The sequence below is a fragment of the Paenibacillus sp. AK002 genome (genome assembly GCF_053903045.1).
Genome location: NZ_CP096377.1, coordinates 3808293 through 3826617 on the forward strand (window position 1 = coordinate 3808293; position 18325 = coordinate 3826617).

Annotated in this window: 14 protein-coding genes; 1 reads left to right on the forward strand and 13 read right to left on the reverse strand. The window is 54.1% G+C overall.

The genetic code is table 11. From position 1 onward, the window contains the following. Positions 1 to 58 precede the first annotated feature (58 nt). The 11 genes from M1D70_RS16695 to M1D70_RS16745 all read right to left on the reverse strand — a co-directional run bounded on the left by M1D70_RS16695 (position 59) and on the right by M1D70_RS16745 (position 15800). Positions 59 to 1483 carry an extracellular solute-binding protein gene (locus M1D70_RS16695; RefSeq protein ID WP_456287370.1) on the reverse strand — a complete coding sequence of 475 codons (1425 nt, stop codon included), beginning with the start codon at positions 1481 to 1483 and terminating at the stop codon, positions 59 to 61. Between the two features lie 92 nt (positions 1484 to 1575). Next, positions 1576 to 2604 carry an alpha/beta hydrolase family protein gene (locus tag M1D70_RS16700; protein WP_456287371.1) on the reverse strand — a complete coding sequence of 343 codons (1029 nt, stop codon included), beginning with the start codon at positions 2602 to 2604 and terminating at the stop codon, positions 1576 to 1578. Further along, the gene (locus M1D70_RS16705; RefSeq protein ID WP_456287372.1) at positions 2591 to 4486 is read right to left on the reverse strand and encodes a hypothetical protein; all 1896 of its coding nucleotides are present in this window, start codon (positions 4484 to 4486) and stop codon (positions 2591 to 2593) included. The genes M1D70_RS16700 and M1D70_RS16705 overlap by 14 nt, the downstream gene beginning before the upstream one ends. Beyond that, a complete protein-coding gene (locus M1D70_RS16710; RefSeq protein WP_456287373.1) occupies positions 4479 to 5717 on the reverse strand; it encodes a DegT/DnrJ/EryC1/StrS family aminotransferase in 1239 nt (412 codons plus the stop codon). The genes M1D70_RS16705 and M1D70_RS16710 overlap by 8 nt, the downstream gene beginning before the upstream one ends. A 23-nt stretch (positions 5718 to 5740) precedes the next feature. Then, positions 5741 to 7444, reverse strand: a complete 1704-nt coding sequence (locus tag M1D70_RS16715) for a hypothetical protein (RefSeq protein ID WP_456287374.1) — start codon at positions 7442 to 7444, stop codon at positions 5741 to 5743. Between the two features lie 126 nt (positions 7445 to 7570). After that, the gene (locus tag M1D70_RS16720) at positions 7571 to 9166 is read right to left on the reverse strand and encodes an extracellular solute-binding protein (protein WP_456287375.1); all 1596 of its coding nucleotides are present in this window, start codon (positions 9164 to 9166) and stop codon (positions 7571 to 7573) included. Positions 9167 to 9254: 88 nt separating this feature from the next. Next, positions 9255 to 10130 (reverse strand): carbohydrate ABC transporter permease, encoded by an 876-nt coding sequence (locus M1D70_RS16725; protein WP_009595444.1) that lies wholly within the window; start codon positions 10128 to 10130, stop codon positions 9255 to 9257. Between the two features lie 34 nt (positions 10131 to 10164). Beyond that, positions 10165 to 11127 carry an ABC transporter permease gene (locus tag M1D70_RS16730; protein ID WP_456287376.1) on the reverse strand — a complete coding sequence of 321 codons (963 nt, stop codon included), beginning with the start codon at positions 11125 to 11127 and terminating at the stop codon, positions 10165 to 10167. Continuing rightward, positions 11115 to 13637 carry a heparinase II/III domain-containing protein gene (locus M1D70_RS16735; RefSeq protein WP_456287377.1) on the reverse strand — a complete coding sequence of 841 codons (2523 nt, stop codon included), beginning with the start codon at positions 13635 to 13637 and terminating at the stop codon, positions 11115 to 11117. The genes M1D70_RS16730 and M1D70_RS16735 overlap by 13 nt, the downstream gene beginning before the upstream one ends. Positions 13638 to 14152: 515 nt before the next feature. Further along, positions 14153 to 15052, reverse strand: coding sequence for an RCC1 domain-containing protein (locus tag M1D70_RS16740; protein WP_456287378.1), 900 nt, complete (start codon positions 15050 to 15052; stop codon positions 14153 to 14155). A 52-nt stretch (positions 15053 to 15104) separates the two neighbouring features. Further along, a complete protein-coding gene (locus M1D70_RS16745) occupies positions 15105 to 15800 on the reverse strand; it encodes a DUF6273 domain-containing protein (protein WP_456287379.1) in 696 nt (231 codons plus the stop codon). Positions 15801 to 15957: 157 nt separating this feature from the next. Between M1D70_RS16745 and M1D70_RS16750 the strand changes: the two genes are divergently transcribed. Further along, positions 15958 to 16659, forward strand: a complete 702-nt coding sequence (locus M1D70_RS16750) for a MerR family DNA-binding transcriptional regulator (RefSeq protein WP_456287380.1) — start codon at positions 15958 to 15960, stop codon at positions 16657 to 16659. A 120-nt stretch (positions 16660 to 16779) separates the two neighbouring features. On the opposite strand, the gene M1D70_RS16755 is transcribed toward M1D70_RS16750, so the two are convergent. Beyond that, entirely contained in the window at positions 16780 to 17529 is a 750-nt protein-coding gene (locus tag M1D70_RS16755) for an ABC transporter permease (RefSeq protein WP_009592402.1), read from the reverse strand. Next, positions 17530 to 18291 carry an ABC transporter ATP-binding protein gene (locus M1D70_RS16760; protein WP_456287381.1) on the reverse strand — a complete coding sequence of 254 codons (762 nt, stop codon included), beginning with the start codon at positions 18289 to 18291 and terminating at the stop codon, positions 17530 to 17532. It abuts the gene before it with no gap. Positions 18292 to 18325: the final 34 nt, after the last annotated feature.

Genomic DNA, 18325 nt, shown 5'->3' on the forward strand with positions numbered 1-18325 from the left:
CTCCTGAAGGTGCTCTTCTTTACCGATTCTTCACTTCTCCATCCCGGTACCGGCGCCTTCAAGAGCCCAGCCGGGAGTTGAAGAGCTGCTCGATCCGGGTGCAGGTATCCGCCGGGGTTTCCATGCCGGCCCACAGCAGATTCAGTTCATCCAGCAGCGTCAATATTTCAGATTGGTTCATGTTAAGGATATGCAGCGGATAAGCATGCGGCAGCACCTCGAGATAACGGTTATAGTGCTGCGGATGAATGTCCGGATTCAGCAGGCTGTCATCTTCGGCAACAGACCGCAACACCGGAATGGTGCATCCGTACTGTTTTAGCAGTTTCTGTGCTTCCTCGCCCGTCATAAAATCCACGAGTTTTTCGGCGATATTCCGATGACTGCTCGCAGCGTTGATCGACAGCCCCCCGCCTAGCAGTATAGTGGCGGGTTTGGTCCCTTTCGGCAAGGTCATCACATCCCAGTCGATGGAATGGTCGCGGAATTCATTCATGAAATAATAAGTGGACATGATCATCGCAACCCGTTCCTTCATAAACAGGCTTTCGGCTAAATGGCTGCTGCCATGGGAAAAGATCGGCGACACATGCTCCTTGTACATCAGCGAGACGCAAAACTCCAGCGCTTCGATGTTCCGTTCGTCCGCCATCGTGCTCCGGCTGCGGTCTGCAGCCATGATGCTGCCGTCATTTTGAAGCAGGAAGACCGGCCAGCGGTTGGGGGACGAAGAGAAGCAGAAGCCGTAATGATCGGTCATTCCGTCTTCGTTCGGGGCCGAGGTGCTGGCTTTGGCCACCTCCAGCAGCTGCTGCCAGTCGCCAAGACTGACGGGGTGAGACAGGCCGTGCTGACGGAAGATCGATCGGTTATAACAGATGACTACCGGTGAGAACACAAACGGCGCCGCGAGCATGCCGCCTTCATGATTGAACAGCTCGAAGACCCGCGGATAGCTGACCCCTTCCTCCATCAGACGGGGTGGAACATACCCTGTCAGCAGATTCGTGCGCCCGCTTTCGGTCCATTCCCGGAAATGCTGATCCGACATGATAAACAGATCAGGCCCTTGACCGTCCTCAATGGACCGGATGATGGTTTCGGTGTAGAAATCCTCGGAATACAGCACCATCTCCACCTGAACGAACGGATGCTTCCGCTCGAACGCCTCGATCATTTTTTCGATAATCGGAATCTCATAAGAAGAAGAGAACCAGGCGAGTCTCAGCACGACAGGCGTTCTGTCCTCATCCGGCACCTTCACCCGGTTGCCCTTGCCCGCGATTTTCTCGATCAATCCTTCGTTCACCAGCTCATCCAGCGCCTTCCGGATCGATACCCGGCTCATTTCATATTTCTGGCTAAGCGTGTTTTCCGGCAAAATAAATTCACCCGGCTGAAGAACACCGGCAACGATTTCATTCCTTAATTCCTGGACAAAGCGTTCATAACGCTCATGAAATTCATTTCTTCTACGCAACAATATATACCGCTCCTATACATGTCTATAACAATCAGTATATCATGAGGGACATCAGGATTCCATGCACTCCGGATTAAGAACGCGTATATATTTTACTCCGCAAGCTGTTTTTCAAGAAAAGCATAGGCTCGCTGCCGGATATCCGGCGGAAAGTCGTGCCCTTCATGACCGAACCAGCACTCGAAAGCAGATGAAGCACCCAAAAAATCATACAAACCATCCAGTTCCCCTAATCCCGTGACAATCTCTCTCCAGTTCGGAAAAATCGGGTCTCGCGTTCCGGACCACATCAACATCGGCACCGGAGCTGCAAGCGCCGCGATTTCATGCCACTCAAACGGCAGGGAGCCGCTGCTCAAACTGTCTGTAATGGATGGGATATGGGAAAACCATTCCCGAAGGCCCCAGCGGTTCGGCTCCGGATCGCCGCGGAACATCGTAAATCCGCAGCTCGAGACGACGGCCTTGATGCGTTTATCCATTCCGGCCAGAAACCAGCCGTTATAGCCGCCCAGCGAGTGGCCGATGACGCCGATGCGGCGTGGATTCACCTGTGGCAGCGAGGACAACACGTCGACCCCTACCATGTGATCGGAGATCATTTTACCGACTGCGGTCCACGCAGGGTGCCGTTGATAGAATGGAGCCGTTTGAAACGGCGCTTCCCCTTCATAGATTCGGTCACCGAACGTAATGGAGTCCGGAGCCAGCACGGCAAAGCCGCGCTGTACCAGCTCTAGACCATACTGCCGGTTTACCCGTCCGGAAGCCAGACATACATCGTCTTTTCCATTCTCGGTTGTCGGGTGAAAGGCAAGTACAGCGGGGAATCCTCCTACAGCAGGCGTTCCTGAAGGGAGCAACAGATAAGCCGGGATCGAATCCCCGTCCGGTGATTCGTACATGATCGCCTGTCTTGTGTGATCTTCTTCCTCATGCACGGAAAGCACCCGGAAGCCCCCGCTGTCTGCGACGGCTCTCGGCTTATAATCAACCGGCTCCGGGGGCTCTCCCAGCAGCTGCAGCCAGCGTGCCTTCAGCCTGGACTCCTTCTCCATCCAGGCCTCAAGGGTATGGATTCCCTCTAACAGCGGCACAATTTCCCCATTAAAGCGAGTCATAAAAGTAATCACCCTCCTCTTCCATCCGATACCGCCACAGCTCAGCACCGGAACCGAAATACACGTATCCATTCAGGCAGGCGATTCCGCTGGTCGCTTCGACCGGAAGCACTTCCAGCAGTTCCGGCTGCATATTCACCGTATTTACGGTGAACAAAGCCCCGCTCAGCAGACCCAGAAGGAATGGATGCCCCTTTCGCTCTATCATGAGCAGTCCCTGCCGGACAATACCTCCCCAGGAAGAAAGACCGCGGCAATGAATGATCTTTTGCAGTCCTGCATCGTAAACAAAGAACACCGATTCCGAGGTCAAGCCATAGAGAAGCCCGTTTGGCCCGGAAATCAGCTGAGCGATTTCCCTGGCGCCCGGAACCGGCACCCAGCGCCGAATCACTTGTCGGTCAGGCCAATTCAACTCATACATCACCGCTTCCTCGGCCGTGCTGATCCCGCCGCCGGGCGTCTCGATGCTGGTGCCGCCGAATACCCTGCCATCCGGCAGCACGGCAAGCGAAATCGTACTCTGCCCGCTGACGATTTCCCGGTTCTCCAGCATCTCCACCCGACCTGCCAGCACATCCACGATGCCGAGCCCGCCGCCGGCCGCACCATAACCGGGAAAGCCGCCGTACAACACATGGCGGCCGTCCGGATGCGCGGCTGCGCATCTCGGCCTGTGGACAGCGGCATTATCATAAATCAGCCGGGGATTCCGATGAGGTCCAGGTTCCGTACACCATTCTTTCGCCGTATCCAATAGATGGACCATGCCGCCGGCATAAGCCGCACCCACGAGGATGCTGCCTTGAGCCGAGTAAGCGGCAATATTGCCGCCGCCTCCCCGCTCCACGATATCGCCGCCCCAATCGGTCAGATGCCCGGCTTCGGTATCGTACGTGAACAGATGAAGCGGGTGATTGGAAGTGCCGTAAAGAATGCCGTCCGGACCTCCGAACAGCGGAGAGAGTGACGTTCCGCCTCCCTTATAGGCAAGCGGAATCCGGCTCAGGCTTCCGTCCGCTTCCATGATTTCGATCTGCCTGTCGGACAGCTGCCATTTCAGCAGCACTCGACCGGCATCAAGGTCCCGGTGCAGCTTGTTGTAACCTGCCCCCTTATACAGGGACAGGTTGACCTCCGCCGCCGCTACTTGCTCTGCCCCCCGCTCGCCCAGCTGGTACCATATGCCGTCTCCGTTCTCTCCGGATGGCAGCCAGCCGTAAACGGCGCCGTCGCAGCCTTGGTGAACGGCACCGCTGCCCGTCGTATCCGGCGACCCCTCCAGAACGATCTCCAACACTCCGGTTTCCTTATGAAAGCAGGCGATGGCCGGCGACGTCGTGCCCAGTCCGGCATAGACCTTTCCCCCGCTTCCGCAGGCGAGCGTCATGGCATACTTCCTCTCGGCATCCAGCCTGCATAAGGTTCGCGAGGAGTTTGACGAAGCATCGAGCTCCATCAGATAGCTTCCCGGGTAAGTTGTAGCGTAGACCCGACCATCTCCATCCACGGCAAATGCAAAGCCGGCTCCCTCTTCCCCTTCAGGTACCCGGTGCTGCCCGACAAAAGCCGGGGTGAACGGATCGATAACGTAAAAATAGCGGCCTGCTCCCGTATAGAACCATCCTCGGGAATCACTGATCGACGCAAACGGGTACTGGCCCTCGCCCCCTGGAAAATAAAGCTGGGTGCTGTTTCCTGTTCCCGGATCCGCGATCAGCACATATCCCCGGGCTGCGATTACGATGCGCTCGGTCCCGTCGGCTCTCCGGCACACCGCCGCGGATCTGCTCTCGTCGACATCAACGGGTACGCCGATCCGCTCAAAAACCCCCATCGTCCCCGTTGCCTTGCTGTCGTTCACTTCTTCCGTATTATTCATCGCTTTTCGCATAATAAGCGCCTACCTTGGCAACCGCCTGAATGATATGCTCAATATCCTCGGGCGTGTAGAATTCGTTCATCGGAATCTGCACCGTCGTGTCTAATATCGCCTCCGCGACAGGACAACGGCCAGGCTCATAAGAGACGCTGCTGCCGTCAAACGGAAAATGGCTCCCCTGATAAGCCTGCCGGTTCTGGAACAGCGGCTGCAAATAGCATACCTGCGGGATATAGCCGGCACGGTTGGGGATTCCCTCTGCCTCCAGCGCCCTGCAGAACTCTTCACGGCTGCAGGTCAGCTTATTCAAGTCAAGTCGCAGCATGTAGAACCAGTATGTACAGTCATGCTCCGGGTCGACCTGCGGCGGAATGACGCCCTGGATTCCTTGCAATCCTTCATTGAGCCGGTCGCCATATTGCTGACGCCGCCCGCATATCCAGGGCAGCTTCTTGAGCTGGGCGATTCCGACGGCTCCCTGCAGCTCGGTCATCCGGTAATTCGGCGCAATATAGCTGGTTCCCCGGTCAACCGTGGTGCCGAGACGGCGGTAGTTTTTGTCCGCAAAAGCGTGAGCGGTTTCGTAATCCTCGCGCTTTCCCGAATTGATCAGCACCATGCCTCCGTCCCCGGTGGAGATATGCTTAAAATCGTTCGTGCTGAAACAGCCATAATCGCCAATGGTGCCGGTCAGCCTCCCCTTATACCGGGTCAGATAAGCCTGTGCGCAATCCTCAATGACCTTGATGCCATGCTTTCTCGCGATCTCCATGATCGGGTCCATATCGCACGGATATCCCGCCAGATGGACGACAAGGATCGCTTTCGTTCTCGGCGTAACGCAGGCTTCGATCGAGGCCGGATCCAGATTGTAAGTGTAAGGCTCCAGATCGGCAAACACGGGAATCGCATTCTGGTACAGAATGCCGATCAGCGTTCCCTGGTCCGTAATCGGGCTTGTAATGACCTCGTCCCCTACGGAGACGCCAGCCGCGCCCAGCGCCACATGAATCGCCGCGGTGCCGGAGGATGTCGCTACACTGTATTCCCGGCCGTACATCGCATTGAAATCGGTCAAAAACCGTTTAACCTTGGTGCCGAAATGATAAAACAGCGTGTTCTGCTCCAGCGCTTCGAGCAGATGCGCGGCCTCCTCTTCCCCGAATCTTTTGCCTGTGCCAAAAGGACCGGTCTTGACCGGCGCCCCTCCATGGATCGCTAACGCTGCCACTGTCTGATTCCTCCTCATTGCCGTTATTCGGCTGCTGCTTTCATAATGCTCGCCGCTCCTGTACACGGCCGCCCAAAGCGAATGACCGCTTGCGTAGCTGACGGGTCCGCCACCGCATCCAACGGCTGGCTCACTACCGCTCCCTGCGGAAGATTCTCGGTGATGAGGGTACCGTCTGCGCCTACCCGGAGCACCGCAGCTCGTCTGGCCTGCTCCCAGCGGGTGATCTCCTCGCTCGTCCAGAACGCATAACCGAGCCGCTTCGCGGTTTCGACCGCTTGCGAAAACGCATGCCGAACGTTCCCTAGATGATGGATGTGCTGCTGGTGAAACAGAAAATGGGCGACGCCGCGGACTTCCGCCACCTTTTCGAGAAACGGGGCAATCACCGACGCATCCGAAAGCGTGGGATGCTCCAGGTCCTGGGTAAGAAAGCCGATCTGCAGCACACGGTATAGCCGGTTGCGGTCATCCGAACGAGCGATCGGGTAATACGGATGGCTGGTACCGAACGGAAAGCCGACATTTCCTTTTTTGCTCGGCCCTCTAGTTTGATCCGCTTCGATGCCGTTCTGCTCGCACCATACATAGAGCTCTCCCCAGCCCTCAAAGCGGGTATAGTGGTTCTTGTTCGAAATGATCGGCGCGCCGCTGGTGCTCCGGATTACGTTCAGTTGACGGGCAAATTCCTCGGCGCTCCATATCCCCTTCTCCTGCTCCAAAGCATTGTAGTGAAATGCCAGCTCATGCCCGGCAGCCTGAATTTCTTTGTAGAGCGACGGGGAGTAGCCCGGTTCGATCATGCACCAGGTCGAGCGGACGCCGTTTTCCTGAAGCACGCTCAGAGTCGTTTGGGCCGCCTCCTCTATGTTGAAGTCGCTGTCGTGCGAGATCATGGCCACCTGATTGACGCCTTCCGGCCAATAGTCCAGAAACGGAAGCGTCATTCCCAGCGCAACTGCTTCCTCCATCAGCTGACGGACAATCACCTCGCGCCACCAGTCTGCATACGGCGTATCAAAGTACGGCATCCCGGTCTCCGTCACCGAGCGGTCTTCATTCCAGTCCAACTCACACCGGTCATCGGCCTTCAAAATGCCTTCGTCCACCGCTCCCGTACCGTCCGGTGCGGGGATGCCGTCCTGGACGACCGGGCCGCCGCCCTGCTGAAGCAGAACGATATTCGCGGGGATGTCCACATTCCAGCGGATCAGCCGGCCGACACCTAGCGAAAACTCCAGAACGGCTGCGGCTGCCTCAGCACCAGCTTTACGGAGCCGGCGCAGAACGCCATCCGCTTGAACCGGGATGACGGACTTCTCCGACACCATCCACGGATCGCTGCTTACCGCCCTTAGAACCGGTATGCCTTGCGCATAGCTTAGCCCTGTCAGGTCCCCATACACCGCATCCCGGATGACAGACCGGGTACAGCCCATCTGTCCGGCCATACGGTTCAATCCGCCGTAACTGATGAGCGTCGCTCCTCGGCGGGCCCACTGCTCCAATCGGTTCAGGTCCTCTTCCTTCTCCCCCGGGTGCAGTACGACGATGATATCGGGTTCATATGACTCGAGCGTTTCGGCATCATCAAACCTTACATAAGGAATGCCCGCATGACCAAGCACCTCCTCCACATAAAGCTGAAACAGGTCCTGGCCGTGTCCCCAGAAGTATTCCGCCGACTGCCTGTTAAACCACAGACCGATTTTCGCTGTTTTTTCCATGATACAGGTCTCCCTCCTCCACAGCTCGCATTCCCATAGGCGCTAGTTATTCCAATGCAGAACAGGGGCAAAAAGATTTGCCCCGCCGTCCTACGGATCATGTATAAAAGCGTCATTTCAAAAGTCTCACTTAAACAGTGCCTTCGGATCCTTCTCTTTGATATTCGCGTTGTATTCCTGGATGACCTGGGCACCGCCTTTGTCCAGATACTCCTGGACCAGTTTATCCCAGTCCGAAACCGGACGGGTGCCTGCAATCATTTTTACCTGCTCATCCATGACATACTTTCTCAGCTCGGCGCCCTTCGAGTTGTCGGTCGGCGACTCCAGGCCATTGATTGGGTTAGCATAAAGCTTGATTTCCCTATACATGGATTCGATCTCCTCCACCAGATCGACCAGCTGCTTGGTCTGATACGTAATGGAGTAATCATTATCGAAATCCTGAGGCGCCCACGAAGTGTTATCAACAAAATAAGTGGAAGGCGCAAGTCCGTCGGATGCGAAATTCTCCTTGTTGACCTGCACGCCGTCCTTCATGTCATAACCTACACCGACTTTGCCCGACCACCAATCAAAATCGGCGTTTTTATCATTCCGCTGATCCTGCGGATAGAACTGGCGGCCGAAATCAATCATTTCAAAAATCTTCTTCAGCTTTTCCGGCTCATCGGCAAGTTTGGCGCTCAGCACGGTAATTCCGTTGTAGCCCGCCCCGGACGTAAGCCCTTTGTTGCCGTATTTGTCCTCGAAAGGGCCAAGACTGATAAACTGGGCATCCGGATGAATACTGAGCAGGCCGTTCATGTAATCCTGCGACATGCCGCGCGGCGTTCCAATAAAGATGCCTGCTTTACCGGAATAGAACTCCTTGTTGGTGTCTCCCCAGTTCAGGATGGCGTAGTCCTTCGTCATCGCTCCCTGCTTGTAGAGCTCAGACAGCATCGTAATGAACTCCTGGCGGCCTTCACCGATAATGCCTGGGATGTAGTTGCCCTGCGCATCCTGGTGGTACCAGGCATCCGGGTCCCAATACGGTCCCTGGTTGAAGTTCGGGTTAACGTCCTGGCCGATGGCGATCCCGTAGGTGTCCTTCTTGCTGTTGCCGTCCGGATCTCCGTTCGTGAATGCCAGCGCCACTTCTTTCAGTTCCTCATAGTTCGTTGGTGTTTTCAGGTTCAGCTTGTCGAGCCAGTCCTTACGGATGACCGTCACCACCTGATACTTCGGAGAATACTGCGGGATGGCGTAAATCTTGCCGTTCACCCGCATGGCATCCCAGATGAAATCAGGCACCACTTTAAGCGACGGATACTCCTGGATATAAGGCTCGATGTCCAGGAAAGCCCCTTGCTTCGCAAATTTATTGTAGCGGTTCTTGATGTCAGCCGACATAAGTCCGATCGCATCGGGTATTTTACCTGAGGCGAACACAGCGTTGATCTTCTCATCAAAGGCGGTATTCGGCACAAAAACCGGCTTGTAGTCGACTTTAAATTTCTCATTGATCATGTCAAGCCCCGGACTTGAAGTCGGTGGCGGATCACCGTAGCGAAAATCAATCGTTGTGATCTCATACGTCTGCTCTGTCTGTGCCGGTTTTTCCTCACCCCGAGTGGTCGTTCCAGGTTTCTCCTCCGCTTTCTGCTGGCCGCCGCATGCTGCCACGCTGATGGAGAGCAAGGCCGCCATCACTGCGGTAAGTCTGCGTTTCTTTAACATGAACTTTCCCCCATTCTTATCAATGTTGGAGTGTGACCTCCGTTTATGATTGATTCGGACAGCTCCATGATCCGCCCGTTCGAAATCATCAACCCTTGACGGCGCCCAGCATGACGCCCTTGGCAAAGTGCTTTTGCAGGAACGGATACACGATCAGGATCGGCAGGGTCGCCATCAGAATGGCGGCCATCTGAATCGTTTCGGGAGGCGGCGGATTATCGAGGAACATGTTATCTCCCCCGAGCGTGCCCGTCGTTTCCCCCACCACCACAATCTGTCTCAACACGACCTGTATCGTCCATTTGGCCGGATCATTGATGTACAGAATCGGCGCAAAATAGTTGTTCCAGTGCGTGACCGCATAAAACAGGCTGAAAGCCGCCAGCGCAGGCTTCGAGAGCGGCAGGATGATGCGCCCGAAAATCTGCAGGTCATTCGCGCCGTCCACGATGCCCGCCTCGATCATATCGCTTGGTATGTTCATGAAAAATTGGCGGATGACAATCAGGTTGAAGGGCGCGATGGCCACCGGCAAAATAAGCGACCAGATGGAATCAAGCAGCCCCGTTTCCTGGACGACCAGATAGGTCGGAATCATGCCGGCCGAGAACAAGAGCGCAAATACGACCATAAACATGACGGTACGCTGGCCGACGATCGGTCTTGACAAGGCGTATGCCATCGTCGCCGTAAACAACAGATTGACGATGGTACCGAGCACGGTAACCAGCGACGTGTTCAGCAGCGCCTGCCGGAACGTCCTGGAGGCCCAGATATATTCATAGGCGTCGGTCGTCCATTTGGACGGCCAGAGCAGCAGTTTGCTGCCCAGAAAATCCTCGAACGAGGAAAATGAAACCGAGAACAAATATACAAACGGAAACAGCATGACTGCGGATATGACAAGCAGCAGAGTGATATTCACGCCGCCGAACAAGCGGTCCGCGATGGATTTTTGCTTCATATGTCAGATCTCCTCCCGGAAAGAATCGAAGCCCCTAATATACGCCCTGCTCGCCGAACCGCTTGGACAGCTTGTTGGCGGCCATAACCAGCACAAGACCGACCAGACCCTTGAATACGCCGACCGCGGTGGAGAAGCTGTAGTCCGACTGCTGGATCCCCTTGTAATACACGAAGGTGTCGAGCGTATTGCCGATGTGCATGTTAAAGGCGTTCAGCTGAAGGAACACCTGCTCGAAGCCGACCTCCAGCACGTCGCCCAGACGTATGATCAGCATGATAATGATCGTGCTGCGGATAGCGGGCAGCGTAATATGCCAGATTTGGCGGAAGCGCCCTGCGCCGTCCATGACGGCCGCCTCGTAAAGAGCCGGGTTGACGCCTGCCAGCGCCGCGAGGAAAATAATCGTTCCCCAGCCGGCTTCCTTCCAGATGACCTCCAAAATCAGAAAAGCTCGGAAATAATCGGGCTCGGTGAGAAAAGGGATCGTCTGCTGCAAGCCGAACCATTCGCGCAGCACGTCGTTGATCAAGCCCTCGTTGCGGAAAAAGATCGTCACGATGCCGACCACCACGACCCAAGACAGAAAATGCGGCAGGTAAACGATGGACTGCAGCCCTCTTTTCAAGAGCGGATTTGCCACCTCGTTCAGCATGATGGCCAGAATGATCGGCGCCGGAAATGCGAACGCGATTTGCAAAAAGGAAATGGTCAGCGTATTCCATATAACCTGGATAACCTCCGGGCTTTCGAAAATCCGGGCAAAGTTTGCGAATCCGACCCAAGGACTCTCCGCGAACCCCCGGAACGGGCTGTATTCTTTAAAGGCAAGCGATATGCCCAGCATGGGCAGATACCGGTACACGATAAAGTAAAGCAGGCCCGGCAGCAGCAGCAGGTACAGATAACGGTCCCTCCACATTCGGGTCCGGATTCGCTTCCAAGCGCTCTTTTTGGCGGGAGCGGATGGATTGACCTCCGATATCACGGTTTCCATACAGCCTCTCTCCCTTCGGCCCGACCACCTCTGTCGATATCCATAAGATTCCATTCATAATAGCCGGGCGGTGCGGTTTGTTCGACTTCCACGCCAGCAGTTACCTGCTTCAGCTTGAAGGAGACCTCCACTGGGTGGGGATTATGCACAATGCAGGTTGAACGGCGGGCATCCCTGTATAGACTCAGAGGCAGCTCCGCTTCAAAATCGATGTCCCCGCCGCACAACCGTTCAGCCTTCCACAAATTAAGCAGGCCGCTACCCGATATGCGGGCGGCTTCTCCCAGAAAGGACATGCCCCGGTAGCGGGCTTCCACAGCGTCAGCGCAGAACAGCCAGATATCCTCCCCCCCGCCCGGCCTTTCCACCGTTAACCCGGCAGTCAGGCTTCCGCTTTCCTGCTCCTTCTGATGGATGGTCAACCTCTCGTCGTAATAGACCCGTGGATTGATCAGCGTGATGAACCGCCGTCTCTTCCCTCGCGTGCCACCGACAGCTACATAAGGACCATAAGTTTCAGCACCGGGGTACTCGCGGAGGGTGAGCACCTTCTCCTTAGGAAAAGGAAACATGAGCTGCAGTGCGGCGCTTTGTCCCTGGAATACAACGGATTCACTTCCCAGATTCTCGCCCGGAGCCTTGGGCTCTTCTCCATCGAGAACCGCCGAAGTCGTATGAAACAGCAGCTCGGCCTCATCCGATTCCTGATGAAGCTCCACGTCATCCACGATGAAGTAATATGACGAATCGATATGTAGAACAGATCGCCGGTAGCGTTTCAGCAGCCCGCCATAGCTTTCGGCAGCGTCCCCGACAACCGCCTCAAATGACGGGAGCAACAACTCCTCCCGGAGACCCCCTCCACCCAGGCGGATCTGCCCCTGACCATTGACGAGCAGCGAATTATGACCCACCGTGCCGGTAGTGTAATCCGCCTTCGGACCAGGTACATAATCCTGGTAGCCGGGATTGGTCAACAGCCACTCTCCGCCGACATTGATCACCAGATTGTTCTGGTCCTTGTGATTATGGTCCTTGTGATTATGGTCCTTCGCCGAGCTGCTTGAGGTAAAGCACAGCAGATGATCCTCATCGCCCCATCCCGACCGCAGGGCGGCCCAGCCTACGCTCCGGAATACCGCGGAAGCGCGCTTGCCGTACAGCTCCGTAGGACTTGCAGGTGAGGTCTCTTTCCGTAAATAAAGAAGCGATGCATGATGCGTTGCAGCATGCTTGTGCAGGTACCAAGCCGCTGCCGGATGGTCGTAATGGGTAGCTGTCATGGCCATGAGGAAAGCGATATCGAGCTTGTAAAACGAATCCGACAGATTCGGGAACGAGCTTTCTTTTCCCGGTGCCAGCAGCCGAAAAAAACGTTCAGGAAGCTCTTCCCGCAAATACGGATGCTGAACCAGCCTGTCATCGCCGCTGATTCTCCGATAAAGATCCGCCGCCATCCAGGCATGGCGCGCAGCCACATTGTCGTACAGCAGCCCCTCTGTTTCTCCGGACACCCCTTTTCGGTCCAGATAGCTTTGAAGATAAGTAAGTCCTGCTTGTAGATACTTGGCCGCAAACGGGTTCTCATCCATAATGGCCGCCGCGCCGTACACCATCGCCACCTGCTTAGCTGCCACGATGTTGTGCATATCACAGCTTCCGATATCGATGGCCAGCGGATGCAGCCCTTTTTCCAGAATGGCTTGGCGAATCGATCGCCGCTCTTCTTCCGTCAGCAAGCTGTGAATGGCATCGTAGGCGCACGAAGCGCCTAGCAGCAGATGGGCGTTGCTCAGATTTCCTTCCGCGCCCCGCTCGTCGAACTCATACCATTTTCCGAATGAGGCCAAGGACAACAGATGCTGCTTCACTCGAACCGCATACTTTCTCTCTTCCGTCACCAGGAAGGCCGTGGACATGACGACCAGCCGATCCTCTATCGCTCTGGCATACATCGTCCAGAACGGGAAGAAGGTATGGCCTTGCGGTTCTGGTACTCGATTAGGCTCCGTTAGGGGCATCGCAACCTTCCACTGATCCGTTATGGACGGATACAGCACCTCGAAGCTATCTTCCTCCACATAGTCGTCCGCTTTTGCCAAGTATCCGGCCCATAGCCCGGATGCATCGATTTCCCTCGCAGAACTGCCTTCATCCCGCTTAACCCGATCCCGAAAATCCGCGAGCTCATCGATCGAAAACAAAATCCTCGGACGGTCCTTCAGCTTCAATTTCGAAGGTTGACCAGCCGGCCTTACAAGAACCTTCCATTTAAACTCTGAAAATCTATCGTCCAGAAAGTCTACGGCAATTTCGGTCTCGCCCGGCTTTAACCCGGTGATCACGCTGCCGTTCACCTCAACGATCTCCGGGTCGCTGCAAGTCATGCTAAAGGCCGTATCCGATTGCGGCTCCATTCTTCCGCAGGGGTGCATAAGCATGAAGTTAAGCCGATGTTCCTCCCCGGGCTCCAGCAGCGAGGGCTTAATAAATTCCATCCGCAGCAACAATCGCAAGCTCCTCCTTTAATAAGTGAGTTTCTTTCTTTGCAATCGATCAAGAAAACGCTGTCATAAGTTTCTGCAACAAAGCGCCAATCGAAGCCATCCGCCGTTACATAACTTCTGGTTGCATGCTTCAACTGTATTCTCTTTTTATATACATGTATATTACTTGTATTTTTAATGATCTGTCAATTCAAATTTTTGTTGTATTCGTCCAACTGCAACATGATCAATCGGAAGGAAATCCCCCTCATATGGCCTGCTATAAGGAAACTTGCCCTTCAAAAGCGTTAGACTGCAACCATATTTATTTCCAACTTTAAATCCTTGTTGTTAATCTCAATCCTTGACTTGCGGCGTCCGGTAAGGCGAAACCCAAATGTAAAGCGGCACCAAACATTCCATTTGGTGCCGCCTCTTTTTGCCTTGCTATTTAATCTTGACTACACATTCCGACGTCTTGTTGATTCGAATTTTTGCCAAAAGCCTGTGATCAATTCCTAAAAGTTAAGCAATTAACATTAATACCTGCCGGGCAGCTGGATGCCGCGCCATTCGCTCACATCGCATTGGCCATATTCATTATCACCCACGGCTACGACCGTGCCGTCCGATTGAAGGCCGAGCGTATGAGCACATCCCGCCGCTACCGCTACAATGTCGCGCCAGCCGCTTACATTGCATTGTCCATGCTTATTCCAGCCCGCGGCAATGACCGTACCGTCGGATTTAAGACCGATGGTATGATAACTCCCCGCCGCGACCGCCACTATGCCGCTCCAACCGATTACATCGCACTGTCCGTGCTTATTTAAACCTACAGCGGCCACCGTGCTGTCCGATTGAAGCCCGACGGTATGAAGGTAGCCCGCCGATGCCTCCACGATGTTGCGCCAGCTGCTTACATTGCATTGGCCGTACCGATTATTCCCCGCGATCGTTACCGTGCCGTCCGTTTTTAGACCGACCGTATGCCAGTCACCTGCGGCGACCGCCGCTATGTCAAGCCAGCCGCCTACACTGCATTGACCTTCATTATTTCGTCCCGCAGCCACCACTGCGCCGTCCGATTGAAGACCGACGGTGCGGCGCCAGCCCGCCGCAACCGCAACCATATCGCGCCACCCGCTGACATCGCATTGATTATGCTTATTCCAACCTACAGCCGCCACCGTACCGTCCGATCTAAGACCGATGGTATGAGCATTCCCCGTGTTCGTTGCCATATGAACATTCCCGGCCGCGACCGCTACGATATCGCGCCAGCTGCTGACATCGCATTGGCCGTAATGATTATCTCCTGCGGCCGTGACCGTGCCGTCCGATTGAAGAGCCACGGAATGGCGTCGACCCGCCGCTAGGGTATGTTTGGGCCACCGTTTTACTTCGAAAGCCGCTTCTGCCTGGGAAGTGTAATCCATGTCTTACCTCCTCGAAAAGTATGAGTTCCGATATTTCATCCGGAAAGTTATCCTATTCCATCTCGGATAGATCCAAATTTAAAGCAGGGCGTATGCCATAACCGTCTATACTGTTATTTCCATAGCTGCGAGCACTGCAGCCTGTCCCTACAAAAAACGCACGTGAAGGCTTGTTTCCTTGCGTTCGCAACCACCACCAGGAGCAGCCGGCTTCTTTGCCGTCTATGATGACATAGTTGTCTTTGTTCGTTTTATCATATACATATAAGCTGCATCCATCGGGCTTTTTCGCTTTGGCATAATCGGTTCCGACAGCGCGTCTCCAATCCTTGCCGTGAGTCTCAGATACATCGTTTATTTCGGCAACGCTGAGCAGAAAAACCTTGTCCTCCGTATCCGGGCAGCCCTTTCCATTGTCCGTGCAATGCGTCGTCTTGATGAGTTCTTTCTCCGAAGCATTGAATGCGACGTTATAGAATTCATGATTCAGCCACTCGCGCAAGTCGCAGTCCTGCCACGATATATCCATGCAATCACGCCACGTCAGATCCGCACTCTTGCCGTGATACCTCTTGCAGTCCAAAATATACTCGCTCATTACCAACAGCTGGCTTCCTGAGTTTTGAAGAACACGCCAAGTAATCGCCTGTTCTTTGCCGTCCACGGACTGCGGATACGTGCCGAACGTAATGAATTCGCCGGGCTGTAGGTTACGATAGGATGCTAAAGCATAATCCCCTTTCTCCATGACGCCTTTACCTCCTCGATTTTTGTTCCTGCTTCGATCATATAACATTCATGCAAGATTTCGCTTGATATACCGGGAATCCTTGTCTGGAGGCTCTTTGTCTCTTATAATATTGTTGCCGTACTTTAGAGTTTGACTTTAAGGAAGGTGCACGCAAATGGACAGAACCTTTACTCCGAAACAGATGGCCAAGAAACTTAATGTCAGCACCACTACCTTGCGAAGATATGAAAATCTCGGCCTGGTGCCTGACGTACCTCGGACTTCAAGCAACAGAAGATATTACACGCCGCTCCATGATCAAGCATTCCTTGCTTTACGATCCTTGGTTCAAGGATTCGATCTGCCTATCGCCTACGAGGTCATGAGTTTATTAAAGAAGGGGCATGTTGAACAAGCACTTTGGATGATCAATGTGCAACAGTACAACATTCAGGTAGAGAAGCAACGAGTCGAGGAGATTATGGGGCTCATCCATCAAACCGATTTCTCCAAGTATAGAAATATTCAGGTCACGGATGAAATGAAAATCGGGGAGGTCGCCATGATTGCTGGCGTTAACCCCTCCGCTATTCGACATTGGGAAAAGGAGGGGCTTATTCGCGCTAAGCGAAACGCGGAAAACGGATATCGAGTCTTTACGTCTCAGGAATTAAAAAAGATTATTGTGCTAAGCAGTTTAAGGAAAACCGTCTTTTTCATTGAAAGCATGAAACAGCTGCTTGAAGCTTTAGAGACACATGATCTAACTACGATTGAACGCTCCTTCAAAGTGGCTCTTCAGAAGCTGAATGAGCAACTGGAAAAGCAAATGAATGGCATATCCGAAATGATGAGATACATACAATTTTTCAAGTAAAACGTATATTCTTCAAACGAAAAAAAGCCGCATTTCATGCGGCTTTTAAAGTATCCATGGCCATTCTGTTCGATGAAAGATGTTACGTGTTCTCCGATCACTTGAGGAGGCTCGGTGTACTTATCCTAACTGGCGCTTAAAGGCTTTATTGGCGAAAAAGTAAGCGATGACCATGATGCCGACGCACCAGGCAAGCGCGATCCAGATATCGTTGCCGACAGATCCTTCATGCAAGAGGGCACGAATCGCATTCACGATGGAAGTCACGGGCTGGTTCTCAGCGAACGCACGGACAATTTTAGGCATGGTTTCGGTAGGGACAAAGGCCGAACTGATAAACGGCAAGAATATCAGCGGGTACGAGAAGGCCGTCGCCCCTTCCATCGTCTTTGCTGTCAAGCCGGGAATGACCGCCAGCCATGTCAGCGCCAGCGTAAACAACCCGAGTATCCCTGTTACCGCGAGCCAATCCAGGATATTAGCGCCGGAACGGAAACCCATCAATAGAGCGACGAGGAAAACCACCACGACCGTTAGCGCATTGGAAACAAGCGATGTCAACACATGAGCCCACAATACCGACGAGCGCTTGATCGGCATGGTAATGAAACGCGCCATCAGCCCGCTCTTTACATCTCCGAACAGCCGGAAGGCAGTATAAGAGACGCCGGATGCGATAGCCATCAGCAAAATTCCCGGCAATAAATAATTGACGTAGTTGGCCGTACCTGTCTCTATGGCGCCGCCAAATACGTAGACAAACAACAGCATCATCATTATCGGCGTAATCGCCACCGTGATAATCGTATCCGGGCTTCTCATGATGTTGCGCATTAAACGCCCCAATAATACCCCTGTTTTGCTTTTCATTTACATTTCCTCCTTTTTGCCGATGATTGCGAGGAAAATTTCCTCCAATGTCGGCTGCTTCTCGATATACTCTACTTTTGCCGGTGGGAACATCTCTTTGAGTTCGGCAAGGGTGCCGGTCGTGATGATTTTTCCGCCATGCAGGATGGCGATACGGTCCGCCAGTTGTTCGGCTTCCTCCAGGTACTGGGTCGTCAGCAAGATGGTTGTGCCGCTGCCGGCAAGCTCCTTGACGGTATTCCAGACTTCAATGCGTGCTTCAGGGTCAAGTCCTGTGGTCGGTTCGTCAAGAAAAATGACGGCTGGACTCCCGATCAGGCTCATGGCGATGTCAAGCCGGCGCTTCATCCCGCCGGAATATTGGTCCGCCCGGCGGCCCGCCGCATCGGTCAGGCTGAATTTTGCAAGCAGATTGTCGGCGACTTGTGCAGTATTGGAAACTCCCCTGAGCTTGGCGATCATCATCAGGTTTTCCCTTCCTGTGTTCATGCCGTCAATAGCTGCAAACTGCCCAGTCAGGCTGATGCTCTGACGAACATGATCCGGTTGACGCTGGACGTCAGAGCCGCAAATACTAGCTGTGCCGCCATCGGGCTTCATCAGCGTCGAGAGGATGTTGACCGTCGTCGTCTTGCCGGCTCCATTGGAGCCCAGCAGCGCGAAAATTTCGCCGCGCCGCACTTCAAAATCCACCCCTTTTAAGACTTCCTTGTCTTTAAAGGATTTTTTCAATCCTTTTACAGAAATCGCCGCATTGCTCATATTTTTTTCCTCCTTATAATTAGCCCGATTAGGC